Raw genomic sequence first — 26,298 nt, forward strand, 5'->3', positions numbered from 1 at the left:
GCCCGCCTTTTGCTACAATCGCCGCCATGAGTTATCAAGTTCTAGCGCGCAAATGGCGCCCACGGGATTTCACCACGCTGGTCGGCCAGGAGCACGTGGTGCGCGCGCTCACGCATGCGCTGGAACAGCAGCGGCTGCATCACGCCTACCTGTTCACCGGCACGCGCGGTGTCGGCAAGACCACGTTGTCCCGGATCCTGGCCAAGGCGCTCAATTGCACGGGCCCGGACGGCAACGGCGGCATCACCGCCCAGCCCTGCGGACAGTGCAAGGCCTGCCTGGAGATCGATAGCGGGCGGTTCGTCGACTATATCGAGATGGACGCGGCGTCGAACCGTGGCGTGGACGAGATGGCGCAGCTGCTCGACAAGGCGGTCTATGCGCCGACGGTCGGCCGCTTCAAGGTCTACATGATCGACGAAGTGCACATGCTGACCAACCACGCCTTCAACGCGATGCTGAAGACGCTGGAAGAGCCGCCCGGGCACGTCAAGTTCATCCTGGCCACGACCGATCCGCAGAAGATCCCCGTCACCGTCCTGTCACGCTGCCTGCAGTTCAACCTGAAGCAGATGCCGCCGGGGCATATCGTGTCGCACCTGGACCATATCCTGGGCCAGGAAGGCATCCACCACGACGGCAGCGCGCTGCGCCTGCTGGCGCAGGCTGCCCATGGGTCGATGCGCGACGCGCTGTCGCTGACCGACCAGGCCATCGCGTACAGCGCCGGCCAGGTGTCCGAGGAAGCCGTGCGCGGCATGCTCGGGGCGATCGACCAGAGCTTCCTGGTGCAGTTGCTCGATGCGCTGGCCGCCGAGGACGGCGCCGCGATGCTGGGCATTGCCGATTCGATGGCCGACCGCAGCCTGTCATTTGCCGGCGCGCTGCAGGATCTGGGCTCGCTGCTGCACAAGATCGCGCTGGCCCAGGCCGTGCCGGCATCGGTGCAGGACGAATGGCCCGAGGCCGAGGACGTGCGCCGCCTGGCCGGCCAGTTCGACGCGCAGGAAATCCAGCTGTTCTACCAGATCGCCAACATTGGCCGCAGCGAGCTTGCGCTGGCGCCGGACGAATATGCCGGCTTCACGATGACGCTGTTGCGCATGCTGGCCTTCCGGCCGTCGGCCACGCCTGCCGCGCCAGTGGGCGGGCAGGGCGGTGGCGGCCAGGCCGTGGCGCGGCCGCGTCCGGCCAGCCCGCCGGCCGCCGCGCCGCGTGCCATGCCGGCTGCGCCGGTGGCGCAGGCTCCCGCAGCCGCGCCGGTGAAGGCCGTCGCGCCCCAAGCGCCCGTGGCGCGGGCGCTTGCACCGAACGCCGGGACGCCGGTTGCCGATGTGCCGAAGGCCGTCGTTCCGCCCATGCCCGAGCCGGTAGCGGAACCGGTTGCAACGCCCATGGCAGCCGCGCCGGCGCGTGCCGAAGTCCCCGCATCCCCGGTCGTTGCCGAAGCGCCCGCCGCGCCGGCCAGCAGCCGCACCGCCATGTCTCCGGCCCGTGCCGCGCTGGAAGCCGCGCGACAGGCGTCGGCGGGCAAGGGTGCCTCGCGTCCGGCCGGCGCCAGCGCGCCGCCGATGGCTGGCGCCGCAGCCGCGTCCAGTCAGCGCCCGGCGGCCCAGCCGCTGCGTCCGCCCTCGGCTTCGCGCCCGGCGACCACGGCCGCACCGGCACCGGCATCCGCATCCGCATCCGCATCCGCGCCACCGGCCCGGCCCACGGGCGCCGCACCGGCTGCGCCCGCCGTGCCCACCGTGCCTGTGGCAGCCGCCCAGCAGGCCCCGGCCGCGTCGGAGCCCGTGCGCGAGCGCCCGGCACCCACTGTGGCCAAGCCTGCCCGGCCGGCACAGCCTGCCGCCGATGTGCCGCCGTGGGAAGCCGCCGGTGGCAGCGATGTCCCGCCGTGGGAAGCCATGCCGGCCGACATGCCGGTGATCGGCCCCTACGATAGCGATCCGGGCTTCGACTCCAACTTTGGCGGGTACGACAACGGGTTCGAATCGGAAAGCTTCGACCGCGCGCCGGGCGGCGCCGGACGTGCCGCCCCGGGCCAGTCCGCCCCGCCTCAGGCCCGCAAGCCGGCGCCCGAGCCCGAACCGGCGGTCGCGCTGGCACCGGCCGTGCCGCCGGTGGCGCCGAGCGCGTCCGACGACGGTACGCCGCCGGTCTTCACGGGCGACTGGCCCGCGCTGGCCGCCAGCCTGCCGCTCAAGGGCCTGGCGCAGCAGCTGGCGCATCAGAGCGAGCTGCACCGCGTGGTGGGCCGGACGTTGCATCTGCGCGTGCCGGTGGCGGCCATTGGCGAGGCCAATGTGGCCGAGCGCCTGCAAACGGCGCTCAATGAACACTTCGGCGTCGAGGTCCGCGTGCATTGCGAGATCGGCGCCGTGACCCATACCGCGGCGGCTGTCGAAGCCGCGGCGCGTGCCGAGCGCCAGCGCGAGGCCGAGGCCGAGATTGACCGGGACCCGTTCGTACAGGGCCTGCTGCGCGAATTCGGCGGGCAGATCGTGCCCGGTTCCGTGCAGCCGCGCGCTGCCTGATTTCGAGAGGCGGCCCGCCTGGATCGACACCATGCGGCGCCGTCCCACCCCATACACACATATCGAAGGAGTGATGCCATGATGAAAGGCCAACTGGCGGGGCTGATGAAGCAAGCCCAGCAGATGCAGGACAACATGAAGAAGATGCAGGAGCAGCTGGCCCAGATCGAGGTCGAGGGCCAGTCCGGCGCCGGTCTCGTGAAGGTGCTCATGACCTGCAAGAACGACGTGAAGCGCGTGACGATCGATCCGAGCCTGCTGGCCGACGACAAGGACCTGCTCGAAGACCTGGTCGCTGCCGCGTTCAACGACGCCGTGCGCAAGGCCGAGGCCACCACGCAGGAAAAAATGGGCTCGATGACCTCGGGCCTGCCGCTGCCCCCGGGCTTCAAGCTGCCGTTCTGATCGACGTCGCCATGCGCGCATTGTTCCAGGCGGTGCCATGAAGGCGGCGCCGCCCACTTCGCTGCAGGCGCTGATCGAGGCGCTCAAGGTGCTGCCCGGCGTGGGGCCGAAATCGGCCCAGCGCATGGCATATCACCTGCTGCAGCATGATCGCGACGGCGCGCGCAAACTGGGCGACGCGCTGCGTGGCGCCGCCGATGGCATCCGCCATTGCGAACGCTGCAATACGTTCACCGAGCAGGACATCTGCGAGACCTGCCGCGACCCCGGCCGCGACGCCGCGCTGCTCTGCGTGGTGGAAACGCCCGCCGACCAGGTCATGATCGAGCAGACCCTGACCTATCGCGGGCAGTATTTCGTGCTGATGGGGCGGCTGTCGCCGCTCGACGGCATCGGCCCGAAGGAAATTCATCTCGATCGCCTGCTGGCGCGTGCCACCGACCCCGAGTACGGCGGTCCGGCCACCGAGGTGATTGTCGCCACCAACTTCACCAGCGAAGGCGAGGCCACCGCGCACTACATCGGCGAAATGCTGAAGGCGCGCGGGCTCAAGGTGTCGCGCCTGGCGCGCGGCGTGCCGGTGGGGGGCGAACTCGAATACGTGGACGCGGGCACCATTGCCCGCGCCGTGATGGACCGGCGCACGCTCTGACCATGAATCTGGCGCGCTTCGATCTCGTGACGCTGGGCCTGTTCGTGGCCGTGGCCCGGCAGGGCAGCATCTCGGCCGGCGCGCGCCAGTCGCATCTGGCCGTGGCGGCCGCCAGCAAGCGGATTTCCGACCTGGAAACCGCCGTCGGCGCGCCGCTGTTCTTCCGCCATGCGGCGGGGGTGCAACTGACCGAGGCGGGACAGGCCTGCTTTCACCACGCGCTGACCATCCTGCAGGACGTGGAGCGCATGGCCGGCGTGATGTCCGACTATGCGTCGGGCGTGCGCGGCCAGGTGCGCGTTTGCGCCAACACGTCGGCCATTACCCAGTTCCTGCCCGACGACCTGGCGCAGTTCATGCGCCAGCATCCCACCATCCGCATCGAGCTCGAAGAGCACAACAGCAGCGACATCGTGGCCGCGCTGATGGAGAACCGGGCCGACGTCGGCATCTTTGCCGACCGCACGCCTTGCACCGGGCTGGTCACGGTCGAATACCGGCAGGACGAACTGGTCATCATCACGCCGCCGGGCCATCCGCTGGCCCAGGACGGTCCGGTGCATTACGCCGATGCGCTCGAATACGACTTCGTCAGCCTGCCCCAGGTGACGTCGCTGGCCGCGCGGCTGCTGGAAGAGAGCAGCCGACTGGAACGCCAGTTCCGCCTGCGCATCCAGGTGCGCAGCTTCGACGCGATGTGCCGCATGGTGATGGCGGGGCTGGGGGTGGGTGTGCTGCCGCGCATCGCCGCCGAGCCGCATGTGAAGTCGATGGGGCTGTCGCTGGTGGGGTTGCGCGATGCTTGGGCGCGCCGGTCGTTGCTGATCGGCATGCGCGACCCAGCCGGCCTGACCGTGTCGGCCAGGCTGCTCATTGCCCACCTGTGCGGGGACCGCGCCCCGTTCTGAGCAGCGCCGCGCCGGGCTATGGGGTGGTCAAGCCCTCGTCGGCGTACTCCACGCGGTCCCGTCCGTTGTTCTTGCCGCGATAGAGCGCCTGGTCGGCGCGCGAGATCATCCCGTGGATGGTGTCGCCGGGCTGCACGCTGGCCACGCCCAGGCTGGCGGTCATGTCGCCGGTCACCGAAAACGCCCGCTCGGACACCGTGCGGCGCAGCCGTTCGGCAAACTGCACGGCGACCTCGGGCGTGGCGTCGGGGCAGATGATCAGGAATTCCTCGCCGCCCCAGCGGCCCACGGTATCGGCATCGCGCGTGATTTCCAGGATGCGCTCGGCCATTTCCACCAGCACCCGGTCGCCGATCTGGTGGCCATGGTTGTCATTGATGGCCTTGAAGCGGTCCACGTCGATCAGGATGATCGAAAACAGGCTGCCGTCGCGGCGGTGGCGTTCCAGCTCGCTGATCAGCACCGCGTCCAGATGGCGCCGGTTGAACACGCCGGTCAGCTGGTCGGTCTTGGACAGCGCCTCCAGCTGCAGATTCTTCTCGACCAGTTCGGCCTGGGTGGCCTGGATCTGCGCAAAGGCCTCGTGGCTGCGCTGGATGGCGGCCCGCACCGTCAGTTCGGCTTCGGTCCGTTCGGCGATGATCAGCTTGAGCTTGCGCAGCACCTGGTTGAAGCCGTCGATGACGCTGTCGAACTCGGTGCGGCCCAGCCGCGACAGTTCGTCGAGCTCGTCGCCATGGCTCGACGCGAGCTGGAACAGCGCGCGCTGCAGGTGTTCCAGCGGGCGGAATACCATGCGCAGGCCAAAGGTCAGCAGCAGCACCAGCACCACGTCGATGGCGGCCACTTCGGTCATGCCCTGGATCATCGCCGCACGAAGCGCCCGGTGCATCGGCTGGCGCGAGAACCGGATCACGGCCGTGCCGATCGACTGCTCGCGGCGCGCCGCATCGATATTGGCCGGCGGGTAGATCCGCACCTCGCTCAGCACGTCGTGCGGTCCGGCCACGGTGCAAGGGGCGGTGCCCGGCGCGGCAGGGCGCCCGGCCGTGGCATAGGATTCCTTGCCGTCGGGCGAAAAGACGCAGGCCTCGGAGACTTCCGGGTGCACCAGCGTGGCTTCCAGGCGGGAGCGCAGGATGCCGACATTGAGCGCCCAGGCAGGTTCGGCCAGGCTCTGGCCCAGGCCATCCATGATTTCCGCGCGGGTCCGCTCGAAGCGACGCGCGAGTTCCTGCTGCAACTGCCACTGGCGATGCGCGGCAAAGGCCCCCAGCGTTGTCGTGGTGACAACGATGAACAGCACGATCATTCTGTTCCGGATCGACTGAACCGGGGGCAGCAGTGGCATGAAGGGCTCGATCCTGGAGGATTCAGGGAGGGATTCTATTCATCCGCTGCCTTGTTGAACAGCGCGCGGAAGCGGGCCAGCTCCGGATGCGATGCCTCGTACTGCTTGCTGAAACCGATATGCACGGTCTCGGTCTTGACGTTCAGCACGCGCCTGGACTTGTAGCGCATGCGCTCGGGCAGGCCGCGCGCCTCCAGCGTGACCAGCGCCTCGTTCAGGACCACGCTGGGGTTGACCACGCAGTCGATCTCGCCCACCAGCATCTTCTTGACCAGGTCCTGGAACTCGTGGCCCTCGACAACCTCGATGCGGCCTTCCCGGGCGAACTGGAAGAAGCGCGGCCCCGGGGCCAGGTAGCCGCGCTGGTTGCCGAACTTCAGGCCGGCAAAATCGTCGGGATAGGTGCGGAAGGTGCGGCCTTCCACGGCATCGCGATTGCAGTGGACGGCCACGTCCTCGGCGTAGAACGCCTTCGAATGGTTCAGGTATGGCCGTTCCTTGGGGCGGTAGTAGACGCCCAGGATGCCGGCGCTGTTGCCGGACCTGGCCTCCTCGACCACGCGCGCCCAAGAGGCGAAGCGGATCTCGACCCGGTATTCGGGCGGCAGCCGTTTCAGCACGCGCTGCACGCTGTCGATGTAGGCGCCCCGGGGCACGCCGTTTTCCTCGTAGGACAGCGGCCGCTGGCCGGCTTCGGAATACAGCACGATGGTCGTCGTGGCGGGCGTCTGCGCCGGCGCGGACGTGGCCATCCAGCCGGCGCAGGCGGCGCAGAGAATCCGGCAGAAGCGGAAAAATCGCATGGTGACGAAGCCGCGGAGGGTGAGTGGCTGGCGCGCAGCGTGCCGGAACGGTGCCGGAACTGCGCCCGGGAGGTGCCCCGGATAACGGCAACCCGGGACCGGAAGTTGACCCATCCCCTCGTCAGGGTTAGCCCCAATCTTTCGCATTCCGAGATAGCCCGCTTTCCGGAATGCCGATTCCGCGTCACCCCGAAGCTGCGGCACACTCCGTCGAAACCAAGCCAAATCCCCCGCACGGGTCAGTTTCACGGAGACATTTCCAGCATGGCGCAACAGATTCTCAATGGCATCAAGGTCCTCGAACTGGGCCAGTTGATCGCCGGCCCCTTTGCCGCCAAGACCCTTGCCGATTTTGGTGCGCACGTGGTCAAGGTGGAACCGCCCGGCCAGGGCGATCCGCTGCGAAAGTGGCGCATGCTTCACGAAGATACGTCGGTCTGGTGGGAAGCCCAGTCGCGTAACAAGCAGTCGATCGCCATCGACCTGCGCCAGCGCGAAGGGCAGGACCTGGTGCGCCAGCTGGCCGCCGAGGCCGACGTGCTGATCGAGAACTTCCGGCCGGGCACCATGGAAAAGTGGGGCATGGGCTGGGATGTGCTGCACGCGGCCAACCCCAGGCTGATCATGCTGCGCGTGTCGGGCTACGGCCAGACCGGACCGAAGCGCGACGAGCCGGGCTTTGCCGCGGTGGCCGAGGCCATGAGCGGGCTGCGTTACCTGACGGGCGAACCGGGCCGGCCGCCGGTGCGCGCCGGCCTGTCGCTGGGCGACACCATTGCCGGGCTGCATGGCGCGCTGGGCGTGCTGCTGGCGCTGTACGAGCGCGACGCGCGCGGCGGCAAGGGCCAGGTCATCGACGTGGCGCTTTATGAGTCGCTGTTCAATCTCAGCGAAAGCCTGCTGCCCGAGTATTCGGCATTTGGCGCGGTGCGCCAGCCGGCGGGCGGGGCGCTGCCGGGCATCGCGCCGTCCAATGCCTATCCGTGCGGCTGCGGCGAATACGTGCTGATCGCCGCCAATGGCGACGCCATCTTCAAGCGGCTGATGGCCGCGATGGGCCGCGAGGACCTGGGTGAGGACCCGGACCTGGCGCGCAACGACGGCCGGGTCAAGCGGGTGGACGACATCGACGCCGCGATTGCGGCCTGGACCCGCACGCAGACGGTGGCCTCGGCGCTGGAAGTGCTGCGCGCCGCCGACGTGCCGTCCGGCCGTATCTATACGGTCAAGGACATCGCCGAAGACCCGCATTACCGCGCCCGCGAAGTCATCGAGACGGTGACGTCGGCCAAGGGCCTGACCGTGGAAGTGCCGGGCGTCTTCCCGAAGCTGTCGAGCAATCCCGGTGCCATCCATGACCGCGCGCCCACGCTGGGCGAGCATACCGACAACGTGCTGGCGCAGGCCGGCTTCGACGCGGCGACCATTGCCGACCTGCGCGCCCGTGGAGTGATCGCATGAGTCAACCCATCGCCCAGACCTATCCGCTGGCAGGGCCGGCGCGCATCGAAATCAACGACGTGGCGCCGCGCGACGGGCTGCAGATCGAGCCGTTCGTGGTGCCCACCGAAGGCAAGGTCGCTTTCGTCAACGCGCTGGCCCATTGCGGGTTTGCGCGTATCGAGGCCACGTCGTTCACGTCGGCCCGGGCCATTCCCGCCCTGGCCGATGCCGAGGCCGTGATGCACCAGATCGAGCGCGTGCCGGGCGTGCGCTACACGGTGCTGGTACCGAACCTGCGCGGCCTGGAGCGCGCGCTGTCGTGCCGCCCGGACGAAGTGAACCTGGTGATGTCGTCCAGCGAGACGCATAACCGCGCCAACCTGCGCATGACGCGCGAACAGTCGAAGGCCCAGTTGCTGGCGATGATCGACGAGGCCGGCAAGGCCGGCGTGCCGGTGAACGTCTCGCTGTCCACGGTGTTTGGCTGCCCGTTCGAGGGCGATGTCAGCGACGCCGACGTGATGGCGCTGGCGCGCACGTTTGCCGACGCCGGCGCGGCCGGCATCACGCTGTGCGACACCACGGGCATGGCCTATCCGAACCAGGTGGCCGCGCTGTGCGAGACGTTCCAGCGCGCGCTGCCGCAGACCGGCCTGACGATCCACCTGCACAACACGCGCGGCATGGGCCTGGCCAATGCCATCGCGGCCTGGCAGACCGGCGTGGCGCGCTTCGACGCGGCGGCCGGCGGCCTGGGCGGCTGCCCGTACGCGCCTGGCGCCAGCGGTAACGTCAGCACCGAGGAACTGGTGCATATGTTCGCGGCGATGGGCGTCGATACCGGCGTCGACCTCGACGCGCTGCTGAACGTGGTGGGCGGGGTGTCGGAACTGGTGCAGCGCGACGTGCCCAGCCAGCTGCTGCGCGCTGGCCCGCGTCTGCGCACGCATCAGCCGCCCGCGTGGATGGCGGCGTTCTTCGCCAACGCCTGACCGGGCCGCAGAACAACAGGATTTTCCGATTTTCGGATTTTCGGGTCCCCCAGATAAGACATACGGAGACAACGCATGAAACGCAACCTCATCGGCGCCTGCGCCGCGCTGGCCGCTGCCGGCCTGACTGTCGGCACCGCCGTCCAGGCCCAGGACGGCACCTATCCCAATCGCCCGGTCATGCTGGTGGTGTCGGCGGCCGCCGGCGGCACCACCGACCTGGCGGCGCGGCTGATTTCCGAGCCGCTGTCGAAGGCGCTGGGCCAGTCGGTGGTGGTCGACAACAAGCCGGGCGGCAACGGCACCATCGCCGCCCAGGCCGTGCAGCGCGCCAAGGCTGACGGCTACACGCTGCTGGTGCAGTACTCGGGCTACCACGTGATCACGCCGCTGCTGACCAGGACGTCGTGGGACCCGGTCAAGGATTTCCAGCCCGTGGCCAACCTGCTGTCGGCGCCGCAGGTGCTGGTGGTGCGCCCGAGCCTGCCGGTGAAGTCGCTCAAGGAACTGGTGACCTACGCCAAGGCCAATCCGAACAAGCTCAACTACGCGTCGTCGGGTAACGGGTCGCTGCAGCACGTGTCCACCGAACTGCTGAACCAGATGGCCGGCATCCAGATCACGCACGTGCCGTACAAGGGGACCGGCCCGGCCATGACCGACCTGCTGGGCGGCAACGTCGACATGACGATCACCACGCCGCCGCCGCTGATGGGCCATATCGCCGCCGGCAAGCTGCGCCCGCTGGTGGTGACGAGCAAGTCGCGCCTGGAAAGCCTCAAGGACGTACCGTCGGCGCCGGAAGCGGGCTACCCCGACCTGGACGTCTCGTCGTGGTTTGCCATGTACGCGCCGGCCGGCACGCCCAAGGCCGTGGTGGACAAGCTGACCACCGAGATCGAGAAGATCATGAAGACCGAGGCATTCCGCAAGAAGGCCGAGGAACTGGGCGCCGAGGCGAAGTACATGAACCCGCAACAGCTCGACCAGTACCAGAAGGCCGAACTGCAGCGTTGGGCCAAGGTGATCAAGTCCGCCAACATCCACGCGGAATAAGCCGCCGGGCAGGGCGGGCAAGCCGATGGAAGGCGCCCGGCGGCGGCGTGGCCGTGGCGCCTGCCTCATTGTGCCGACATTAGGTGTTGATCCCGATGCGGACACTGGCTGTGTCCGGTAGCATCGCCGGGAGCCGCTTGGGCGGCGTCCCGGCTTTCGTGCGTCGGCACGCGGCGCGCCCTCATCCAAACAGAAGCAGGAATCGGAAAAGGCAGGAGACCCCCATGTACAACAAACCTTTCTGGAAGCAGTTGCTGATTGCACTGGCGCTGTTCCTGGCCGGCTGGTTCACGTTCGGCAGCGCCTTCGCGCAGGGCAAGCCCGAGAAGCAGAAGGTGACCATCGCCGTGGGCGGCAAGAACCTGTTCTACTACCTGCCGCTGACGATTGCCGAGCGGCTGGGCTACTTCAAGGAAGAAGGGCTCGACGTGGAGATCGTCGACTTCGCCGGTGGCGCCAAGGCGCTGCAGGCCGTGGTGGGCGGCAGCGCCGACGTGGTGTCGGGTGCCTACGAGCACACCATCAACCTGCAGGCCAAGGGCCAGCACTACCAGGAATTTGTGCTGCAGGGCCGCGCCCCGCAGATCGTGCTGGTGACGTCGAACAAGACCATGCCCAACTTCAAGTCGATTGCCGACCTGAAAGGCAAGAAGATCGGCGTGACCGCGCCGGGCTCGTCGACCAACATGATGGCCAACTTCGTGCTGGCCAAGGCCGGGCTGAAGCCGTCGGACGTGTCGTTTATCGGCGTGGGCGCCAGCGCCGGCGCGGTGGCCGCGATGCGCTCGGGGCAGATCGACGCCATGGCCAACCTGGACCCGGTGATTTCGATGCTGACGCAGAAGAACGAGGTCAAGATCGCCTCGGACACGCGCACCCTCAAGGAAACGCAGTCGGTGTTCGGCGGCAACATGCCGTCGGGCTGCCTGTATGCGTCGACGAAGTTCATCGAGCAGAACCCCAACACGACCCAGGCGCTGACCAACGCCATGGTGCGCGCGCTGAAGTGGCTGCAGGCGGCCGGCCCGTCGGACATCGTCAAGACCGTGCCGGAAAGCTACCTGCTGGGCGACCGCGCGCTGTACCTGGCGGCCTGGGACAAGGTGAAGGAAGCGATCTCGCCGGACGGCCTGATGCCGGCCGACGGCCCGAAGACCGCGCTGAACACGCTGCAGCAGTTCGATCCCGACCTGAAGGGCAAGGCGATCAAGCTGGATGGCACTTTTACGAATTCGTTCGTGCAGAAGGCCAACGCCAAGTACAAGTAAGCATTGCGCCCCGTCCGGGGCGTCTTTCGTCGCCCGCCGTGCCCGCCCTGCTTGGGTGCCCGGCGGGCGAAACGTTTCTCAGAGTCATGCCGTCATGAGCACGCCTGCACTTTCCCTTGAAAACGTGACTTGCACCTTCGTCTCGCGCGAAGACCGCTCGCAGCGGTATACCGCTGTGCGCGATGTCACGATGTCCATCCAGCCTGGCGAATTCCTTTCCGTGGTGGGGCCTACCGGCTGCGGCAAGTCCACGCTGCTGAATGTATCGGCCGGCCTGCTGGAGCCGTCCAGCGGCACCGTGCGTGTCTTCGGCGAGCCGTTGCACGGCATCAATACCCGCGCCGGCTACATGTTCCAGGCGGAAGCCCTGATGCCGTGGCGCAGCGCGCTGGACAACGTGATCGCCGGCCTGGAATTCCGTGGCGTGCCGCGGGCCGACGCCGTGGCGCAGGGCGAGGAATGGCTGCGCCGCGTGGGCCTGGGCGGGTTTGGCGACCGCTATCCGCACCAGCTGTCGGGCGGCATGCGCAAGCGCGTGAGCCTGGCGCAAACGCTGGTGATGGACCCCGACATCATCCTGATGGACGAGCCGTTCTCGGCGCTGGACATCCAGACCCGCCAGCTGATGGAAAACGAAGTGCTGGACCTGTGGGCCGCCAAGCGCAAGGCCGTGCTGTTCATCACCCACGACCTGGACGAGGCGATTGCGATGAGCGACCGCGTGGTGGTGCTGTCGGCCGGCCCGGGCACCCATCCAATTGGCGAATTTACGATCGACCTGCCGCGTCCGCGCGATGTGGCCGAGATTCGCAATCATCCGCGCTTCGTGGAACTGCACGCCGCCATCTGGGACGTGCTGCGCGAGGAAGTGCTCAAGGGCTACGCGCAGCAGCGCAAGGTGGCCTGATTTACCGGACCGGACAATAACAAGATCATGGCTTTTCGTGCTGATTCCAAAGGCATGCTGCGCGTCTGGCAGCTGCTGCTCCTGGTGGTGATCCTGGTCGTGTGGCACGTCGCCACGCGCGCGCAGGAGGTGGCGTTCTTCTTTGGCGAACCGTTGATGGTGGCGCAGCGGATCTGGAACTGGTTCGTCGTCGAACGCGATATCTATATCCATCTGGGCGTGACCCTGCTGGAAACCGTGCTGGCCTTCGGCATCGGCACCGTGGCCGGGCTGGGCGTGGGCCTGTGGCTGGCGCTGAGCCCGTTCACGTCAGCCGTGCTCGATCCCTACGTGAAAGCCGCCAACTCGATGCCGCGCGTGATCCTGGCGCCGATCTTCGCGGTCTGGTTCGGCCTCGGCATCTGGTCGAAGGTGGCGCTGGCCGTCACGCTGGTGTTCTTCATCGTGTTCTTCAACGTCTACCAGGGCGTGAAGGAAGTGAGCCCGGTGGTGCTGGCCAACGCGCGCATGCTGGGCGCCAACAAGCAGCAGTTGCTGCGCCATGTGTACCTGCCCAGCGCCACGAGCTGGGTGTTCTCGTCGCTGCATACGTCGGTGGGCCTGGCGTTCGTGGGCGCGGTGGTGGGCGAATATCTGGGCTCGGCGCGCGGCGTCGGCTACCTGATCCTGCAGGCCGAGGGCACGTTCGACATCAACACGGTGTTTGCCGGCATCGTGGTCCTGACGGCCTTCGCGCTGGTGCTGGACTGGATGGTGACGGCGGGCGAGAAACGCCTGATGAAGTGGCAGCCGCAGAGCGGGGAAACGGAGAAACTCTGATCGTTCGTTGAGGATTTTCTCCCCTCTCCCGCGAGCGGGAGAGGGGCCGGGGGAGAGGGCGGGCGGGTCAATATGCGATCGGCGCCGTTTGTACCGCCTTACCCTCTCCCCCAACCCCTCTCCCGCCATGCGGGAGAGGGGAGCAAAACACGCGAAACGGTGGCGCGCCTTTATGGCGTAATGACGATCTTCCCCGTCACCTTGCGCGCTTCCATGTCCTTGAGCGCCTGCGGGGCCTGTTCCAGCGGATACCGTGCCGAGATATGCGGACGGATCTTGCCTTCCTTCATCCAGCCGAGCATCTGGGCCATGTTGGCCTGGTTGGCCTTCGGCTCGCGCCGCGCGAAGTCGCCCCAGAACACGCCCACCAGCGACGCGCCCTTGAGCAGCGCCAGGTTCAGCGGAATCTTCGGAATTTCGCCATTGGCGAAGCCCACCACCAGATAGCGGCCCCGCCAGCCAATCGAACGGAAGGCCGGTTCCGCGTAGACGCCGCCCACCGGGTCGTAGATCACGTCCGGACCCTTGCCGTCGGTCAGCGCCTTGATGCGCTCGCGCAGGTCTTCGGTGGTGTAGTTGATCAAGGCGTCGGCGCCGTGTTCCTTGCAGACCGCCAGCTTTTCGTCGGTGGACGCCGCGGCGATCACGCGGGCGCCAATGGCCTTGCCGATTTCGATAGCCGCCAGACCCACACCGCCGGCTGCGCCCAGCACCAGCATGGTTTCGCCGGCCTTCAGTTCGCCACGGTCCACCACGGCGTGGTGCGACGTGCCGTAGGTCAGCGTGAACGCGGCGGCCACGTCGAAGTCGATGCCGGGCGGCATCGGCACCACGGCCTTGGCCGGCGCGCGGGCCTGGGTGGCAAACGCGCCGTTGCCCAGATAGGCAATCACCTTGTCACCGGGTTTCACATGCGTGACACCGGCGCCAACGGCATTGACCACCCCGGCCAGCTCCGAGCCGGGCGAAAACGGCAACGCGGGCTTGGCCTGGTATTTGTTCTGGATGATGAGCACATCCGGGAAGTTCACGCCGGCGGCCTTGACGTCGATGACGACTTCGCCGTCGCCGGGCACCAGGTCGGGCAGGGTTTCCAGCGCCAGCGAATCGGGCGGGCCCCAGGCTTTGCACAGTACGGCTTTCATTGTGTCTCCCATGTGTGATGTGGTCTTGCCGGTGCCGTGCCCGGCAGGAACGCCGGGGCGGCCGGGCACGACGCCGGGCAAGTGTAGCGCAAGAAAAGCACGATCGTTCTGCAGGAAAAAATCGCTGCATGTCGCCTATTCGGGCGCCGCATGGCGGCCGGCTGGCAGGGGCGCCGGCGCTGCATCTGTCCCGTTTACGGTGCATCCGCGGTGCCGCCAGCGGCCTTTCGCTCAGGTACAATCGCGGCCATGCATATCCTTCTCGCCAACGATGACGGTTACCTTGCGCCGGGGCTCGCCGTCCTGCACGCAGCACTCGCGCCCCTGGCGCGCGTGACCGTGATCGCTCCGGAACAGAATCACAGCGGCGCGTCAAATTCTCTGACGCTGCAGCGCCCGCTTTCGGTGTACGAGGCGAAGGAAGGCGTGCAGAAGGGGTTCCGCTATATCAATGGTACGCCGACGGACTGCGTGCACGTGGCGCTGACCGGCCTGATGCAGGATCGGCCGGACCTGGTGGTGTCAGGCATCAACCAGGGCCAGAACATGGGCGAGGACGTGCTGTACTCCGGCACGGTCGCCGCGGCCATCGAGGGCTACCTGTTCGGCATCCCGTCGATCGCGTTCTCGCAGGTCCACCATGGCTGGGAGCATCTGGATGCGGCGGCACGCGTGGCGCGCGAGATCGTCGAGAACGTGATTGCGCGTCCGCCGCGCGAACCGTTCCTGCTCAACGTCAATATTCCGAACCTGCCGTTCGAGCATATCCGCGGGCACCGCGCCACACGCCTTGGCAAGCGCCATCCGTCGCAGCCGGTGATCCAGCAGGTGAACCCGCGCGGCGACCCCATTTACTGGATCGGCCCGGCCGGCGACGCGCGCGACGCCAGCGAAGGCACCGATTTCCATGCCACGGCCCATGGCTTCGTCTCGCTCACGCCGCTGCAGCTGGACCTGACGCATCGCGGCCAGCTCGCACAGATCGAACAGTGGCTGGGGTGAGCGTGTCATCGCCGCGCGCCCCTCAGGCGTTTTTTCGCGGTCGCCGCGCGGGTATGCTGCGCGGCGGCATCGTTTTTGTCTTTCCCTTGGTTCCAGCGCCGTATCCGAAATGAGTTCCACGCCGCGCCGCCCCCGCTTTCCGCTGCCGCTGGATGCGGTAGTCGAACGCAAGCCAGCGCCCGCGCGCACTGCCGGCATGCCGGCGGTGGGCAAGCGCGCGGCCGCACCGGCGCCGGCCACCGTCAAGCCGCGCAAGCCGGCTGCCCCGCCTGCGGCACCGCCCCCGCCGGGCAGTGCCGTGGAGGCGCGCGCGTCGGCGGCCACGGCGGGCGGCGGCGGCATGGCGTCGGACCGGGCCCGTGCCGCGCTGGCCGCGCGCCTGCGCGCCGGCGGCATCCGCGACGAGCGCGTGCTGGGCGCCATCGCCACGGTGCCGCGCCACCTGTTCATGGAGCCGGGGCTGGCCTCGCAGGCCTATGAGGACGCGGCGCTGCCGATCGGGCATCAGCAGACCATTTCCAAGCCTTCGGTCGTGTCGCGCATGATCGAACTGCTGCGCGAGGGCCTGCCCCCCGATCAGCCGCTGGCGCGCGTGCTCGAAATCGGCACCGGCTGCGGCTACCAGGCCGCCGTGCTGAGCCTGTGCGCGCAGGAAGTGTTCTCCATCGAGCGAATCCGTCCGCTACACGAACAAGCCAAGGCCAACCTGCGGCCGCTGCGCGTGCCGAATATCCGCCTGCATTACGGCGACGGCATGCTGGGCCTGCCGCAGGCCGCGCCGTTCTCGTCGATCATCCTTGCCGCGGCCGGCATGGAGGTGCCGCAGGCCCTGCTGGAACAACTGGCCATCGGCGGGCGTCTGATTGCGCCGGTGGTGACACCTGGCAACGGCGCGCCGGGCCAGACGGTGACGCAGCAACTGCTGCTGATCGAGCGCCTCAATCGGCATCGATTTCACAGGACCGCGCTTGAAGCCGTTTTCTTTGTGCCCTTAAAATCGGGCACCATCTGAGTCGAACTATGCACAACATCGTGAATCAGAAGAATTTCACACGAGTCGGACAACATCTGAGCATCCTGGCCTGCGCGGCGGTACTGGCCGCCTGCGCCAATTCGCCGATGCCGGCACCCGTGGTGGACCGTACGTCCGGCGGCACCGCCCAGACGGCCGCGCCGCTGGAGCCGGCACCTGCTGGATACTATCGGGTCAAGCGCGGCGATACCCTTTACCGAATCGCACTGGAAAATGGCCAGTCGTATCGCGACGTGGCGGCCTGGAACAACATGGCCAACGCGAACCAGATCGAAGTCGGCCAGCTGCTGCGCGTGGTGCCGCCGAGCGCCGACGTGAACGCCGCCCCGGGCGTGGCCACCGTGCCGGTGGTGCCCGGCACGGTGCAGTCGCAGCCGATCGACGCCACGCGCCCGGTGGGCACGCCGATGAGCGCATCTTCCGCCCCGGCGGCCACGCCCGCAGCGGCCGCCCCGGCCGCGGCCGCCGGCGCCAGCGCCAGCGCGGCAGCTGGCGCGTCGGCCCCGGCAGGCGACGTCCGCCTGGCCTGGCCGGCCAGCGGACAATTGATTGGTAAATTTGACGACAAAGGTAACAAAGGCATCGATATTGCTGGCAAGAAAGGCGATCCGGTGCTGGCTGCCGACGAGGGTAGGGTGATTCACGTAGGCCCCTTGCGCGGCTACGGGAATCTTGTCATCATCAAACACAACGACACGTATCTCACCGCTTACGGTCATAACGACAAGGTGCTGGTGGCAGAGCAATCAACGGTTCGCAAGGGCCAGAAGATTGCCGAAATGGGTAACAGTGATACTGACAGGGTCAAGCTGCACTTCGAGGTTCGCAAGAACGGAAAACCGGTCGATCCGATGCGGTATCTACCGCCACAGTGAGGTTTCATGCCACGCCAGAAAACTGTTTCATCCGGAGTTGTCAGCAGGACCCGTCGTCCCAAGCAGCCGGAAGGACAGGCTGGTGTGGCAACCCGCGCCGCTGAAGGCGATGCCGAAGTATTCGAGGTCGAACTCGAACCCGCATCCGACATGGTGCCGGTGGCCGACGAGCCCATCGCGCCCGTGTCGCGCGGCAGCCTGCGCAACAATACCGACCGGAATACCGAGCGCAACACCGATCTGAGCGCCGACGACGCCGAGGACGAAGACGAGGAAGAAGACGAAGAGGAAGAGGCCGGCACCGAAGCCGCGCCGGAACCCGACGACTTCCGCACCGTCCTGCATACGGAACTGGCTGCCGACACGGTCCAGCACTACCTCAATCGCATCAGTATCAAGCCGCTGCTCTCGGCCCCGGAGGAACTGCATTTCTCCACGCTGGCCAAGGGCGGCGATTTTTCGGCCCGGCAGGTCATGATCGAGCGCAACCTGCGTCTCGTGGTGAGCATTGCCAAAGGCTATCTGAATCGCGGCGTGCCGCTGCTCGACCTGATCGAGGAAGGCAATCTCGGCCTGATGCACGCGATCGAGAAATTCGATCCTTCGCGCGGTTTCCGCTTTTCGACATATGCCACCTGGTGGATCCGCCAGAGCATCGAGCGCGCGATCATGAACCAGGCCCGCACCGTGCGGTTGCCGGTGCATGTGATTCGCGAACTCAACCAGGTCCTGCGCGCCAAGCGTCATCTTGAAAAAGGTGGCACCGATGGCCGCGACGCCAGCCTCGAGGACATCGCCCACCTGCTCGGCAAGACGCCGGACGAGGTGCAGGACGTGCTGGCACTCAATGAACATACCACCTCGCTGGATACGCCGTTCGATCTAGACCCGGGTTCGAGCCTGCTCGATTTCCTGTCGGACGAACATAACGCCGCGCCCGATCAGGAAGTGGCCCACCGCGAGCTGGAAAACCTGATGAAGCTCTGGCTGGCACGCCTGTCGGAGAAGCATCGCTATGTGGTGGAGCGCCGTTTCGGGCTCAACCACATCGAGCCGGCCACGCTCGAGGAGCTGGCCGAGGAAATGGGTCTGACGCGCGAGCGCGTGCGCCAGATCCAGCAGGAGGCGCTGGTCAAGCTCAAACGGCATTTCGCTTCGCAAGGTGTACGCAAGGACGCCGTTTTATGACCCCTGTGCTGGTATTCGACATCGAGACGATTCCCGATGTCGACGGCCTGCGCCGTTTGCATGACCATCCCGCATCGATGAGCGACGCCGAAGTCGCCGAGCATGCGTTTGCCGCCCGCCGGGAGAAGACCGGCTCCGACTTCCTGCCGCACTATCTGCAGCGCGTGGCCGCCATTTCGTGCGTGCTGCGCCGTACCCAGCGCGATGGTTCGGCGGTATTCCATGTCGGTTCGCTGGGCACGCTCGAGGATGGGGAAGCCACGCTGATCCAGAAGTTCTACGAACTGATTGCGCGCTACAGCCCGCAGCTGGTGTCGTGGAACGGGGGCGGTTTCGACCTGCCGGTGCTGCACTATCGCGGCCTGGTCCACGGCGTGGCCGCGCCACGCTACTGGGAGATGGGCGAGGGCCGCGACGACGACAGCCGCGATTTCAAGTGGAACAACTACATCAGCCGCTATCACATGCGGCACCTGGACCTGATGGACCTGCTGGCGATGTACCAGCCGCGGGCCAGCGCGCCGCTCGATGACCTGGCCAAGCTGTGCGGCTTTCCGGGCAAGATGGGCATGGACGGCAGCATGGTCTGGCAGGCGTTCCAGCAGGGCAAGCTGAACGAGATCCGCGACTATTGCGAGACCGATGTCGTCAACACGTACCTGATGTACTGCCGCTTCCAGCTGATGCGCGGCGGCCTGTCACCGCGCGAATTCGACATGGAAGTGGCGCTGGTCCAGGAATCGCTGGCCGAACTGCCGGGCGCGCAGTGGATGGCGTACCTGCGCGCGTTCAAGCTGCAGCCGAGGGCGCCCGAGGCCGAGGAAGACGACTGACGACGGCTGCGGCTGCAGGCGGCGTCCGAGCGGCACTGGCCGTCAGCGGTCCAGGATCAGGTGGATCGGCTGGTGGTCCGAGGCGTCGGTCTTGCCATTGACCTCGCAGCGCGTCACGTTGGCCAGCAGGTCTTCCGTCACAAACATGAAATCGCAGGCGAACGGTGGCTCCGGCCACTGCACCTTGTCGTACAGCGCGCAGGTCGGCGCGTGCGACTGGCCTGGATGCATGTGGCACCAGGCATCTTTCCAGTTTACGGTGGCATCGGGGTAGGGCTCGATCATGCGCTGGTAGGCCACGTCATCGGGCTTGCTGTTGAAGTCGCCGCAGAGGATGGCCTCGGTCGGGCGTGGTTCGGGCGTGAACGGCCCGGGCTTTTTTTCCGACTTGCCGGGGCGCCGCGCGTGCTCGCAGGCCTCCGCATGCCACTGGCGCAGGGCGTCCGCCTGCGCGGCGCGCTGCAGCTTCGAGTAGAACTCCAGGTGGGTGCAAATGACCCGAATCGGCCTGGCCCCAGCTTCCACGGTAACTTCCAGCGCGACGCGCGGCATCGATGCCACGTCGGGATCGGCTGGCCAGGGCAGGGCATGGCGGAAGATCTCGCGCACCGGCAGCCGCGTGGCCACGACATTGCCGAACTGGCGCGGCGTGCCGTCGCCATGGGTGCGGTCCACGCCCGGCGCGAAGATGACGCGATACCCGGGCAGCAGCGCGGTCAACTCGGCCACCTGGTCGCGCTGCGGCTGGCCTGCCATATCCGAAAAGCCGCGGGTGACCTCCTGCAGGCAGATGACGTCGGGATCGGTCATGTCACGGATCGTGGAGACGATGCGGGCCAGGTCGACCTTGCCGTCGGCACCGCGTCCCCACTGGATGTTCCACGAAATCAGTTCCATCGTTTCCTCTTTCGTCGTTCGGACTGTCGTGACGGCGCGATGACTGGACTACAATCGCGCTTTCGCAAAACAATACGTCAGGTCCCTCCGGTGTCTCAAGCCGTCGAATCTTCCAAGCCCGAAATGGCGGGCAAGCCGGGTGCCGCGCCCGCCGCATCCGCGCCTCCGAGCGATCCCGTGGTCACTATTCATAGCCTCGACATGGAGGCGCGTGGCGTCGGCCGCCTGGAGAATAACGAGGACGGCACAACCGGCAAGGTGATCTTCGTCGAGGGCGCGCTGCCGGGCGAAACCGTTTCGTACAAGAGCTACCGCCGCAAGCCCAGCTACGAGCAGGCGCATCTGGTGGAGGTCAAGCAGCCGTCTGTGATGCGCGTGGAGCCCGGCTGCCAGCACTTTGGCGTGTGCGGGGGCTGCTCGATGCAGCACCTGGACGCCCGGGCACAACTGGCGATCAAGCAGCGCGTGCTGGAAGACAATCTCTGGCACCTGTCGAAAGTGAAGCCGGACGTGGTGTTCCGCCCGATCGCCGGCCCGGACTGGGGTTATCGTTACCGGGCCCGCCTGACCGTGCGCTACGTGGCCAAGAAGGGCGGGGTGCTGGTGGGCTTCCACGAGCGCAAGAGCAGCTATGTGGCGGACATGACACGCTGCGAGATCCTGCCGCCGAACGTTTCCGCGATGCTCGTGCCGTTGCGCGAACTGGTGACGGGGCTGTCGATCCGTGACCGCATGCCCCAGATCGAACTGGCCGTTGGCGCGGAAGTGACGGCGCTGGTACTGCGCATCCTGGAGCCGCTGACCGATGCCGACAAGGATCTGCTGCGCGCATTTGCCGACAAGCACCAGGTGCAGTTCTGGCTGCAGCCCAAGGGCCCGGATACGGTCTATCCGTTCTATCCGGCCGAGCAGGAGCTGGCCTACACGCTGCCCGAATTCGGCATCCGCATGCCGTTCAAGCCCACCGACTTCACGCAGGTCAATCACCAGATCAACCGCGTCCTGATCGGCCGGGCGCTGCGCCTGCTCGATGCGCAGCCCACCGACCGGCTGCTCGACCTGTTCTGCGGCATCGGCAACTTCACGCTGCCGCTGGCCACGCAAGGCGCGTCGGTCATGGGGATCGAGGGCAGTGAAGCGCTGACCACGCGGGCGCTGGCCAACGCGGGGTACAACGGACTGGCCGACAAGACGTCGTTCGCCTGCCGCAACCTGTTCGAGGTGACTGCCGAGGATATCGCCGCGCTTGGCCGCTTCGACCGCTGGCTGGTAGACCCGCCGCGCGAAGGTGCGCTGGCCGTCTGCAAGGCGCTGGACGAACTGCATCAGGCTGGCAGCGACGTGCTGCCCAGGCGCATCGTCTACGTGTCGTGCAGCCCGGCCACGCTGGCGCGCGATGCCGGCCTGCTGGTGCACGAGGCCGGTTATCGCCTGGCGGGTGCAGGCGTGGTGAACATGTTCCCGCATACGTCGCACGTGGAGTCGATCGCCGTATTCGAGCGCGACTGACGCGTATGAAGGGCGCGGCCGAAGCCGGCGGCGCACAAAAAAATAGCCGCCCGAGGGCGGCTATTTTCATGATGGCGGGGCGACTCAGTCGCGGTTGCCGCCAAAGATACCCAGCAGCGCCAGCAGGTTTACGAAGACGTTGTACACGTCCAGGTAGATGGCCAGCGTGGCGGTGATGTAGTTGGTCTCGCCGCCATTCACCACGCGCTGCACGTCGATCAGGATGAAGATCGAGAAGATCGCGATGGCGATGACCGACAGCGTGATCATCAGGGCCGGCATCTGCAGCCAGATGTTGGCAATGCTGGCCAGGATCAGCAGTACGACGCCGACGAACAGGAACTTGGCCAGGCCAGAGAAATCGCGCTTGCTGACCGTGGCGATCGTGGCCATGACGCCAAATACCGCCGCAGTGCCGCCGAAGGCGTACATGATCAGCGCCGGGCCGTTCGAGTACGACAGCGTCAGGCTGAGAATGCGCGCCAGCATCAGGCCCATGAAGAACGTGAAGGCCAGCAGCAGGACCACGCCCATGCTGCTGTTCTTGGTCTTCTCGATCGCGAACATGAAACCGAACGCGACGGCCAGGAACAGCAGGGCCGACATGCCGGGGCTGCCGGCGACGAGGCCGGCGAATCCGGCAGCCACGCCGATCCATGCGCCCAGCACGGTCGGGATCATCGAGATGGCCAGCAGCCAGTAGGTATTGCGTAGGACCCGGTTGCGGACGGCAACGTCGGTGACGCCCGCAGCACTATTGCCGAATCCGTAAGTATTCAGCTTGTCGTTCATCGTGACTCCTGTCTTCAGTTCTATGTGAGGCGCCGGAGCAACCCGACGGCACAGCGCCAATGTGGCATCGCGCCTGCGGATTTGCAAGGGGCTTTGTCCACACAACCACCCTTGTCATTAGTTGTTTTCCGAAAACGCAAACATTTGACGAAGGGTTTGCGCCGCCGTTCCCACATTTCACGAATGTAATGTGATTTATAAATAACAATAAGTGCGGCAACAGTGCACACCGCAAGTATCGTCGGGGCCATTGGCGCGCATGCTCGAATCCGCCATGCGGTCGTGCTAGAATTGCACGTTTAATCCATTTGTAACCCCTTCATTTTTCGGAGTTTTTCATGGCGATCGAACGCACCCTGTCGATTATCAAGCCGGATGCCGTGGCCAAGAACGTTATCGGCCAGATCTACGCCCGTTTCGAGGCCGCTGGCCTGAAGATCGTTGCTGCCAAGATGGTTCACCTGTCGCGCGGTGAAGCCGAGCAGTTCTACGCCGTGCACAAGGCACGCCCGTTCTTCAAGGATCTGGTGGACTTCATGGTGTCGGGCCCGGTCATGATCCAGGCTCTGGAAGGCGAGAACGCCATCGCCAAGCACCGCGACCTGATGGGCGCCACCGACCCGAAGAAGGCCGAAAAGGGCACGATCCGCGCCGATTTCGCCGACAGCATCGACGCCAACGCCGTGCACGGCTCGGACGCCGCAGAAACGGCTGCCGTGGAAGTGGCTTTCTTCTTCCCGGGCATGAACGTTTACAGCCGCTGATTGTCTTCTGACACTCACGACTGAACCTGTAGTCAAGCTGGAAACTGCCGTCATGAACGATCTCGTCAACCTGCTCGACCTCGACGCGGACGCGCTCACCGCCTATTGCGGCGAGCTCGGCGAGAAGCCGTTCCGTGCGCGGCAGCTGCAACGCTGGATCCACCAGTTCGGTGCCAGCCGCTTCGACGCCATGTCGGATCTCGCCAAGTCGCTGCGCGAAAAGCTCGCGACGCGGGCCGAGATCCGGTCGCCTGCCATCATCACCGACAACCTGTCGGCTGACGGCACGCGCAAATGGCTGCTCGATGTCGGCGCCGGCAACGCGGTGGAGACGGTATACATCCCCGAGGACACGCGCGGTACGCTGTGCGTGTCGTCGCAGGCGGGGTGCGCCGTCAACTGCCGGTTCTGTTCGACCGGCAAGCAGGGTTTTTCCCGCAACCTGACGACCGGCGAAATCATTGGCCAGCTGTGGATGGCCGAATTCGCCATGCGCGCCCAGCTGGGCCGGGGTCCGAAGGACGACCGTGTCATCTCCAACGTGGTGATGATGGGTATGGGCGAGCCGCTGCTGAATTACGATGCCGTCGTGCCGGCCATGCGGCTGATGCTCGACGACAACGCGTACGGGCTGTCGCGCCGCCGCGTGACGCTGTCCACGTCCGGCGTGGTGCCGATGATGGACCGCCTGTCGCGGGATCTGCCCGTGGCGCTGGCCGTGTCGCTGCATGCGTCGAACGATGCGCTGCGCGACGTGCTTGTGCCGCTGAACCGCAAGTATCCGCTGGCCGACCTGATGGCGGCCTGCCGCCGCTACCTGGAATTCGCGCCGCGCGATTTCATTACTTTCGAATACTGCATGCTCGACGGCGTCAACGACACCGTCGAACATGCGCGGGAACTGTTGAAGCTTGTGGCCGACGTGCCCTGCAAGTTCAACCTGATCCCGTTCAACCCGTTCCCGGAATCGGGCCTGAAGCGATCGAACAACGACCAGATTCGCCGCTTCGCCCAGGTGTTGATGGATGCGGGCATCGTTACGACGATCCGCAAGACCCGGGGCGACGACATCGACGCCGCCTGCGGGCAACTGGCCGGCGAGGTCATGGATCGTACCCGTCTGGCCGAGCGCGGCAAGTTCGGCAAGATCACGCCACTGGTTCCGGTGGGTGCCGGAACCGCTCGGGAGGTCCGTCCTGCATGACCCGTCTGCTTGTCGCTGCCCTGTCAGGGCTGTTGATGCTGTCTGCCTGCACGCTGCCCGCCGGGCCCCAGCAGGACATCAAGACCGCTTCCGACCAGACCGCCGCTGACAAGCGTGCGTCGCTCCGGCTGCGCCTGGCCACGCAGTATCTTGAGGCGCGCCAGTATCCGGTGGCGCTCGACGAGGTCAAGCAGGCCATCAGTATCGATCCGTCGAACGCCGACGCCTATCACGTGCGTGCCCTGGCCTACATGGGCATGAACGAGAACGCGCTGGCCGAGGACAGCTTCCGCACTGCGCTGAACATGCGGGCGAACGATCCGGACGTGCTGAACAACTATGGCTGGTTCCTGTGCCAGACCAACCGCTACGCCGAGGGCAAGGCAACGCTGCAACGCGCGGTGCAGACCCCTTCGATGAACGGTCCGGTCAAGCCGCTGACGAACCTCGGCATTTGCGAGATGCGCAACGGCAATATGGCCGAGGCCGAAAAAAATCTGCAAACGGCCTACGGATATGACCGTAACGATCCGTCAGTGCTCATGAATCTCGCGCAATTGTATTTCCAGCGCGGGGACATGGGACAAGCCCGGCAGTTTGCCGGCCGCGTCAACGCGAGCCGCTTTGCCAGCGCGCAATCCCTCTGGCTGGGTGCGCGCATTGCCCACCGCCAGGGCGATACCCAGACGCAGGGCGCGATGATCGCGGAACTGCGTAACCGTTTCCCCGATTCGCGCGAGCTGACCGCATACGAGAGAGGAGCTTGGGATGAATGAAGAAGAGCGCGCCGGTAGCCAGGCAACGCACGTTGCCGGCGGCGCGACAGACTCCGACCGCGAGGCAGTGGCCCGCGAGATCGGGGCGCAGCTGAAAGAGGGTCGCGAGGCGCAACGCCTGTCGCTGGAGGATGTCGGGGCACGCCTGAAGGTGGCGCCCAACAAGCTGATGGCGATCGAGGCAGGCGACGTGTCGAGCCTGATGGACGTGACGTTTGCCAAGGGCGTGATGCGCGCCTACGCGCGCACGCTCCAGATCGATATCGACGCGCTGCTTGGCCAGTATCACGCGCGGGCGCAGGCCACGCCGGTGACTGGCATCACGCGCCGCCATGAAGGCGCGCTGAACCAGGCGTTCGACGACCGCAAGCGTTTTGGCAGCAAGAGCACCGGCGGCGCCGGGGGGCGCTGGATCTGGCTGGTTTGCGTGCTGGCACTGGTGGCAGCGGGCGTTTATTTCGGCTACGACCACGCCAAGGCATGGTTCGATGCACACAGCAAGGCCGCGGCGGAAGCCCCGGCAAGCGACAAGCCGGCCGAGAAGGTCTCGGAGGAAGGCAGCGCGCAGAGCAACGGCGACGGCACCGTGACCGCGGCCTTGCCGCCCGTGATGGCTGGCAACGATTCGCCGGCACCGTCCGAGGCGGCCCCCGCCGACGCGACGGCCAAGGCAGAACCGGCGGCGCCGGCAGCCAAGGCTGCCCCGGCCCCCGCGACGGCGGCACCCGCCCAGGCGCCGGTTGCCACCACGACGGCTGGCATGCCGCTGGCGACGGGCGGCGCCGTGAACCTGGCGCAGGACGCGCCCGCGAAGCCGGCAGCGCCGGCCGCTGCGGCCCCGGCCGTCGCCGCGCCTGCTGCCGCCGCAGCGCCCGCTTCGACGGCGTCCGGCGATGGCGCGGTGCAGATCCGCTTTGCCTCCGACACCTGGTACGAGGTGCGTGATCGCACCGGCAAGGTGATCCTCGGTGGCACGGCCAAGGGCGGCGACGCCGTGGCCGGCAGCGGCCAGGGCGGCCCGTACAAGGTCATTCTCGGCAACGTAAAGGGCGTGGAGTCGCTGGCGCACAATGGCTCGCCGGTGAACTTCAAGTCCGCCGACCGGAACAATGTGGCGCGCCTGACCCTGCAGTAATGCG

The 26,298-nt window shown here is 66.7% G+C and carries 25 protein-coding genes; 20 read left to right on the forward strand and 5 right to left on the reverse strand.

The window, feature by feature from the left end; translation table 11 throughout:
- The first annotated feature begins 26 nt into the window (after positions 1 to 26).
- The 4 genes from AC24R4_RS23130 to AC24R4_RS23145 all read left to right on the forward strand — a co-directional run bounded on the left by AC24R4_RS23130 (position 27) and on the right by AC24R4_RS23145 (position 4,502).
- A complete protein-coding gene (locus tag AC24R4_RS23130; RefSeq protein WP_487523663.1) occupies positions 27 to 2,537 on the forward strand; it encodes a DNA polymerase III subunit gamma/tau in 2,511 nt (836 codons plus the stop codon).
- A 78-nt stretch (positions 2,538 to 2,615) separates the two neighbouring features.
- The gene (locus tag AC24R4_RS23135; protein ID WP_092594129.1) at positions 2,616 to 2,942 is read left to right on the forward strand and encodes a YbaB/EbfC family nucleoid-associated protein; all 327 of its coding nucleotides are present in this window, start codon (positions 2,616 to 2,618) and stop codon (positions 2,940 to 2,942) included.
- Between the two features lie 37 nt (positions 2,943 to 2,979).
- Positions 2,980 to 3,594: a recombination mediator RecR gene (gene recR, locus AC24R4_RS23140; RefSeq protein WP_092594128.1), complete on the forward strand. Its 615-nt coding sequence runs from the start codon at positions 2,980 to 2,982 to the stop codon at positions 3,592 to 3,594.
- Positions 3,595 to 3,596: 2 nt separating this feature from the next.
- Positions 3,597 to 4,502: a LysR family transcriptional regulator gene (locus tag AC24R4_RS23145; protein ID WP_153945295.1), complete on the forward strand. Its 906-nt coding sequence runs from the start codon at positions 3,597 to 3,599 to the stop codon at positions 4,500 to 4,502.
- 16 nt (positions 4,503 to 4,518) lie between these two features.
- Here AC24R4_RS23145 and AC24R4_RS23150 read toward each other — a convergent pair whose 3' ends face one another.
- The gene (locus tag AC24R4_RS23150; protein ID WP_487523664.1) at positions 4,519 to 5,853 is read right to left on the reverse strand and encodes a GGDEF domain-containing protein; all 1,335 of its coding nucleotides are present in this window, start codon (positions 5,851 to 5,853) and stop codon (positions 4,519 to 4,521) included.
- A 35-nt stretch (positions 5,854 to 5,888) separates the two neighbouring features.
- Positions 5,889 to 6,656: a substrate-binding periplasmic protein gene (locus tag AC24R4_RS23155; protein WP_487523665.1), complete on the reverse strand. Its 768-nt coding sequence runs from the start codon at positions 6,654 to 6,656 to the stop codon at positions 5,889 to 5,891.
- Positions 6,657 to 6,920: 264 nt separating this feature from the next.
- On the opposite strand from AC24R4_RS23155, the gene AC24R4_RS23160 reads away from it, so the two are divergent.
- From AC24R4_RS23160 to AC24R4_RS23185, 6 genes are all read left to right on the forward strand, one after another.
- Positions 6,921 to 8,117, forward strand: coding sequence for a CaiB/BaiF CoA transferase family protein (locus AC24R4_RS23160; RefSeq protein ID WP_400394637.1), 1,197 nt, complete (start codon positions 6,921 to 6,923; stop codon positions 8,115 to 8,117).
- Positions 8,114 to 9,091, forward strand: coding sequence for a hydroxymethylglutaryl-CoA lyase (locus AC24R4_RS23165; protein ID WP_400394635.1), 978 nt, complete (start codon positions 8,114 to 8,116; stop codon positions 9,089 to 9,091). Before AC24R4_RS23160 ends, AC24R4_RS23165 begins: the two co-directional genes overlap by 4 nt.
- A 75-nt stretch (positions 9,092 to 9,166) precedes the next feature.
- Positions 9,167 to 10,147 carry a Bug family tripartite tricarboxylate transporter substrate binding protein gene (locus AC24R4_RS23170; RefSeq protein WP_400394633.1) on the forward strand — a complete coding sequence of 327 codons (981 nt, stop codon included), beginning with the start codon at positions 9,167 to 9,169 and terminating at the stop codon, positions 10,145 to 10,147.
- Positions 10,148 to 10,371: 224 nt separating this feature from the next.
- Entirely contained in the window at positions 10,372 to 11,415 is a 1,044-nt protein-coding gene (locus AC24R4_RS23175) for an ABC transporter substrate-binding protein (protein WP_400394631.1), read from the forward strand.
- 94 nt (positions 11,416 to 11,509) lie between these two features.
- Entirely contained in the window at positions 11,510 to 12,322 is an 813-nt protein-coding gene (locus tag AC24R4_RS23180) for an ABC transporter ATP-binding protein (protein WP_153945289.1), read from the forward strand.
- Between the two features lie 27 nt (positions 12,323 to 12,349).
- Positions 12,350 to 13,141, forward strand: coding sequence for an ABC transporter permease (locus AC24R4_RS23185; RefSeq protein ID WP_153945288.1), 792 nt, complete (start codon positions 12,350 to 12,352; stop codon positions 13,139 to 13,141).
- Positions 13,142 to 13,311: 170 nt separating this feature from the next.
- On the opposite strand, the gene AC24R4_RS23190 is transcribed toward AC24R4_RS23185, so the two are convergent.
- Positions 13,312 to 14,286, reverse strand: a complete 975-nt coding sequence (locus AC24R4_RS23190) for an NADPH:quinone oxidoreductase family protein (protein WP_400394772.1) — start codon at positions 14,284 to 14,286, stop codon at positions 13,312 to 13,314.
- Positions 14,287 to 14,535: 249 nt separating this feature from the next.
- On the opposite strand from AC24R4_RS23190, the gene surE reads away from it, so the two are divergent.
- The 5 genes from surE (at position 14,536) to AC24R4_RS23215 (ending at position 19,217) form a co-directional block, all read left to right on the forward strand.
- The gene (surE, locus tag AC24R4_RS23195; protein WP_400394770.1) at positions 14,536 to 15,288 is read left to right on the forward strand and encodes a 5'/3'-nucleotidase SurE; all 753 of its coding nucleotides are present in this window, start codon (positions 14,536 to 14,538) and stop codon (positions 15,286 to 15,288) included.
- 109 nt (positions 15,289 to 15,397) lie between these two features.
- On the forward strand, positions 15,398 to 16,300 hold the full coding sequence (locus AC24R4_RS23200) for a protein-L-isoaspartate(D-aspartate) O-methyltransferase (protein WP_400394769.1): 903 nt from the start codon (positions 15,398 to 15,400) through the stop codon (positions 16,298 to 16,300).
- Positions 16,301 to 16,308: 8 nt separating this feature from the next.
- Positions 16,309 to 17,196, forward strand: a complete 888-nt coding sequence (locus tag AC24R4_RS23205) for a peptidoglycan DD-metalloendopeptidase family protein (protein ID WP_400394766.1) — start codon at positions 16,309 to 16,311, stop codon at positions 17,194 to 17,196.
- A gap of 6 nt (positions 17,197 to 17,202) precedes the next feature.
- Positions 17,203 to 18,384 (forward strand): RNA polymerase sigma factor RpoS, encoded by a 1,182-nt coding sequence (gene rpoS, locus AC24R4_RS23210; RefSeq protein WP_400394765.1) that lies wholly within the window; start codon positions 17,203 to 17,205, stop codon positions 18,382 to 18,384.
- Positions 18,381 to 19,217, forward strand: coding sequence for a 3'-5' exonuclease (locus AC24R4_RS23215; RefSeq protein ID WP_400394764.1), 837 nt, complete (start codon positions 18,381 to 18,383; stop codon positions 19,215 to 19,217). Before rpoS ends, AC24R4_RS23215 begins: the two co-directional genes overlap by 4 nt.
- 42 nt (positions 19,218 to 19,259) lie before the next feature.
- On the opposite strand, the gene AC24R4_RS23220 is transcribed toward AC24R4_RS23215, so the two are convergent.
- Positions 19,260 to 20,114, reverse strand: a complete 855-nt coding sequence (locus tag AC24R4_RS23220) for an endonuclease/exonuclease/phosphatase family protein (RefSeq protein WP_487523666.1) — start codon at positions 20,112 to 20,114, stop codon at positions 19,260 to 19,262.
- Positions 20,115 to 20,237: 123 nt separating this feature from the next.
- Here AC24R4_RS23220 and rlmD point away from each other — a divergent pair, with 123 nt between their 5' ends.
- Complete coding sequence (rlmD, locus tag AC24R4_RS23225; protein WP_400395096.1) at positions 20,238 to 21,623, forward strand: 23S rRNA (uracil(1939)-C(5))-methyltransferase RlmD; 1,386 nt, start codon at positions 20,238 to 20,240, stop codon at positions 21,621 to 21,623.
- Between the two features lie 84 nt (positions 21,624 to 21,707).
- Here the strand turns inward: rlmD and AC24R4_RS23230 are convergent, their stop codons facing one another.
- Positions 21,708 to 22,415 (reverse strand): Bax inhibitor-1/YccA family protein, encoded by a 708-nt coding sequence (locus tag AC24R4_RS23230; RefSeq protein ID WP_153945281.1) that lies wholly within the window; start codon positions 22,413 to 22,415, stop codon positions 21,708 to 21,710.
- Between the two features lie 338 nt (positions 22,416 to 22,753).
- Here AC24R4_RS23230 and ndk point away from each other — a divergent pair, with 338 nt between their 5' ends.
- From ndk to AC24R4_RS23250, 4 genes are read left to right on the forward strand one after another with little or no spacing between them, the layout of a single operon-like run.
- Positions 22,754 to 23,179 (forward strand): nucleoside-diphosphate kinase, encoded by a 426-nt coding sequence (ndk, locus tag AC24R4_RS23235; RefSeq protein ID WP_092594111.1) that lies wholly within the window; start codon positions 22,754 to 22,756, stop codon positions 23,177 to 23,179.
- A 52-nt stretch (positions 23,180 to 23,231) separates the two neighbouring features.
- Positions 23,232 to 24,383: a dual-specificity RNA methyltransferase RlmN gene (gene rlmN / locus AC24R4_RS23240; RefSeq protein WP_153945280.1), complete on the forward strand. Its 1,152-nt coding sequence runs from the start codon at positions 23,232 to 23,234 to the stop codon at positions 24,381 to 24,383.
- On the forward strand, positions 24,380 to 25,159 hold the full coding sequence (pilW, locus tag AC24R4_RS23245; protein WP_487523667.1) for a type IV pilus biogenesis/stability protein PilW: 780 nt from the start codon (positions 24,380 to 24,382) through the stop codon (positions 25,157 to 25,159). The genes rlmN and pilW overlap by 4 nt, the downstream gene beginning before the upstream one ends.
- Positions 25,152 to 26,294 carry a RodZ domain-containing protein gene (locus tag AC24R4_RS23250; RefSeq protein WP_487523668.1) on the forward strand — a complete coding sequence of 381 codons (1,143 nt, stop codon included), beginning with the start codon at positions 25,152 to 25,154 and terminating at the stop codon, positions 26,292 to 26,294. The genes pilW and AC24R4_RS23250 overlap by 8 nt, the downstream gene beginning before the upstream one ends.
- Positions 26,295 to 26,298: the final 4 nt, after the last annotated feature.

It is taken from the genome of Cupriavidus sp. CER-90, from assembly GCF_057652055.1.

What these genes read in the sequence shown, in the direction of transcription:
- AC24R4_RS23130 (WP_487523663.1), top strand. Translation starts at nt 27, where the DNA reads ATGAGTTATCAAGTTCTAGCGCGCAAATGGCGCCCACGGGATTTCACC.
- ndk (WP_092594111.1), top strand. Translation starts at nt 22,754, where the DNA reads ATGGCGATCGAACGCACCCTGTCGATTATCAAGCCGGATGCCGTGGCC.
- AC24R4_RS23150 (WP_487523664.1), bottom strand. Translation starts at nt 5,853, where the DNA reads ATGCCACTGCTGCCCCCGGTTCAGTCGATCCGGAACAGAATGATCGTG.
- rpoS (WP_400394765.1), top strand. Translation starts at nt 17,203, where the DNA reads ATGCCACGCCAGAAAACTGTTTCATCCGGAGTTGTCAGCAGGACCCGT.
- AC24R4_RS23180 (WP_153945289.1), top strand. Translation starts at nt 11,510, where the DNA reads ATGAGCACGCCTGCACTTTCCCTTGAAAACGTGACTTGCACCTTCGTC.
- AC24R4_RS23215 (WP_400394764.1), top strand. Translation starts at nt 18,381, where the DNA reads ATGACCCCTGTGCTGGTATTCGACATCGAGACGATTCCCGATGTCGAC.
- AC24R4_RS23160 (WP_400394637.1), top strand. Translation starts at nt 6,921, where the DNA reads ATGGCGCAACAGATTCTCAATGGCATCAAGGTCCTCGAACTGGGCCAG.
- AC24R4_RS23190 (WP_400394772.1), bottom strand. Translation starts at nt 14,286, where the DNA reads ATGAAAGCCGTACTGTGCAAAGCCTGGGGCCCGCCCGATTCGCTGGCG.
- AC24R4_RS23205 (WP_400394766.1), top strand. Translation starts at nt 16,309, where the DNA reads ATGCACAACATCGTGAATCAGAAGAATTTCACACGAGTCGGACAACAT.
- AC24R4_RS23170 (WP_400394633.1), top strand. Translation starts at nt 9,167, where the DNA reads ATGAAACGCAACCTCATCGGCGCCTGCGCCGCGCTGGCCGCTGCCGGC.
- surE (WP_400394770.1), top strand. Translation starts at nt 14,536, where the DNA reads ATGCATATCCTTCTCGCCAACGATGACGGTTACCTTGCGCCGGGGCTC.
- AC24R4_RS23250 (WP_487523668.1), top strand. Translation starts at nt 25,152, where the DNA reads ATGAATGAAGAAGAGCGCGCCGGTAGCCAGGCAACGCACGTTGCCGGC.
- AC24R4_RS23155 (WP_487523665.1), bottom strand. Translation starts at nt 6,656, where the DNA reads ATGCGATTTTTCCGCTTCTGCCGGATTCTCTGCGCCGCCTGCGCCGGC.
- rlmN (WP_153945280.1), top strand. Translation starts at nt 23,232, where the DNA reads ATGAACGATCTCGTCAACCTGCTCGACCTCGACGCGGACGCGCTCACC.
- AC24R4_RS23200 (WP_400394769.1), top strand. Translation starts at nt 15,398, where the DNA reads ATGAGTTCCACGCCGCGCCGCCCCCGCTTTCCGCTGCCGCTGGATGCG.
- recR (WP_092594128.1), top strand. Translation starts at nt 2,980, where the DNA reads ATGAAGGCGGCGCCGCCCACTTCGCTGCAGGCGCTGATCGAGGCGCTC.
- pilW (WP_487523667.1), top strand. Translation starts at nt 24,380, where the DNA reads ATGACCCGTCTGCTTGTCGCTGCCCTGTCAGGGCTGTTGATGCTGTCT.
- AC24R4_RS23165 (WP_400394635.1), top strand. Translation starts at nt 8,114, where the DNA reads ATGAGTCAACCCATCGCCCAGACCTATCCGCTGGCAGGGCCGGCGCGC.
- AC24R4_RS23175 (WP_400394631.1), top strand. Translation starts at nt 10,372, where the DNA reads ATGTACAACAAACCTTTCTGGAAGCAGTTGCTGATTGCACTGGCGCTG.
- AC24R4_RS23230 (WP_153945281.1), bottom strand. Translation starts at nt 22,415, where the DNA reads ATGAACGACAAGCTGAATACTTACGGATTCGGCAATAGTGCTGCGGGC.
- rlmD (WP_400395096.1), top strand. Translation starts at nt 20,238, where the DNA reads ATGGCGGGCAAGCCGGGTGCCGCGCCCGCCGCATCCGCGCCTCCGAGC.
- AC24R4_RS23220 (WP_487523666.1), bottom strand. Translation starts at nt 20,114, where the DNA reads ATGGAACTGATTTCGTGGAACATCCAGTGGGGACGCGGTGCCGACGGC.
- AC24R4_RS23145 (WP_153945295.1), top strand. Translation starts at nt 3,597, where the DNA reads ATGAATCTGGCGCGCTTCGATCTCGTGACGCTGGGCCTGTTCGTGGCC.
- AC24R4_RS23135 (WP_092594129.1), top strand. Translation starts at nt 2,616, where the DNA reads ATGATGAAAGGCCAACTGGCGGGGCTGATGAAGCAAGCCCAGCAGATG.
- AC24R4_RS23185 (WP_153945288.1), top strand. Translation starts at nt 12,350, where the DNA reads ATGGCTTTTCGTGCTGATTCCAAAGGCATGCTGCGCGTCTGGCAGCTG.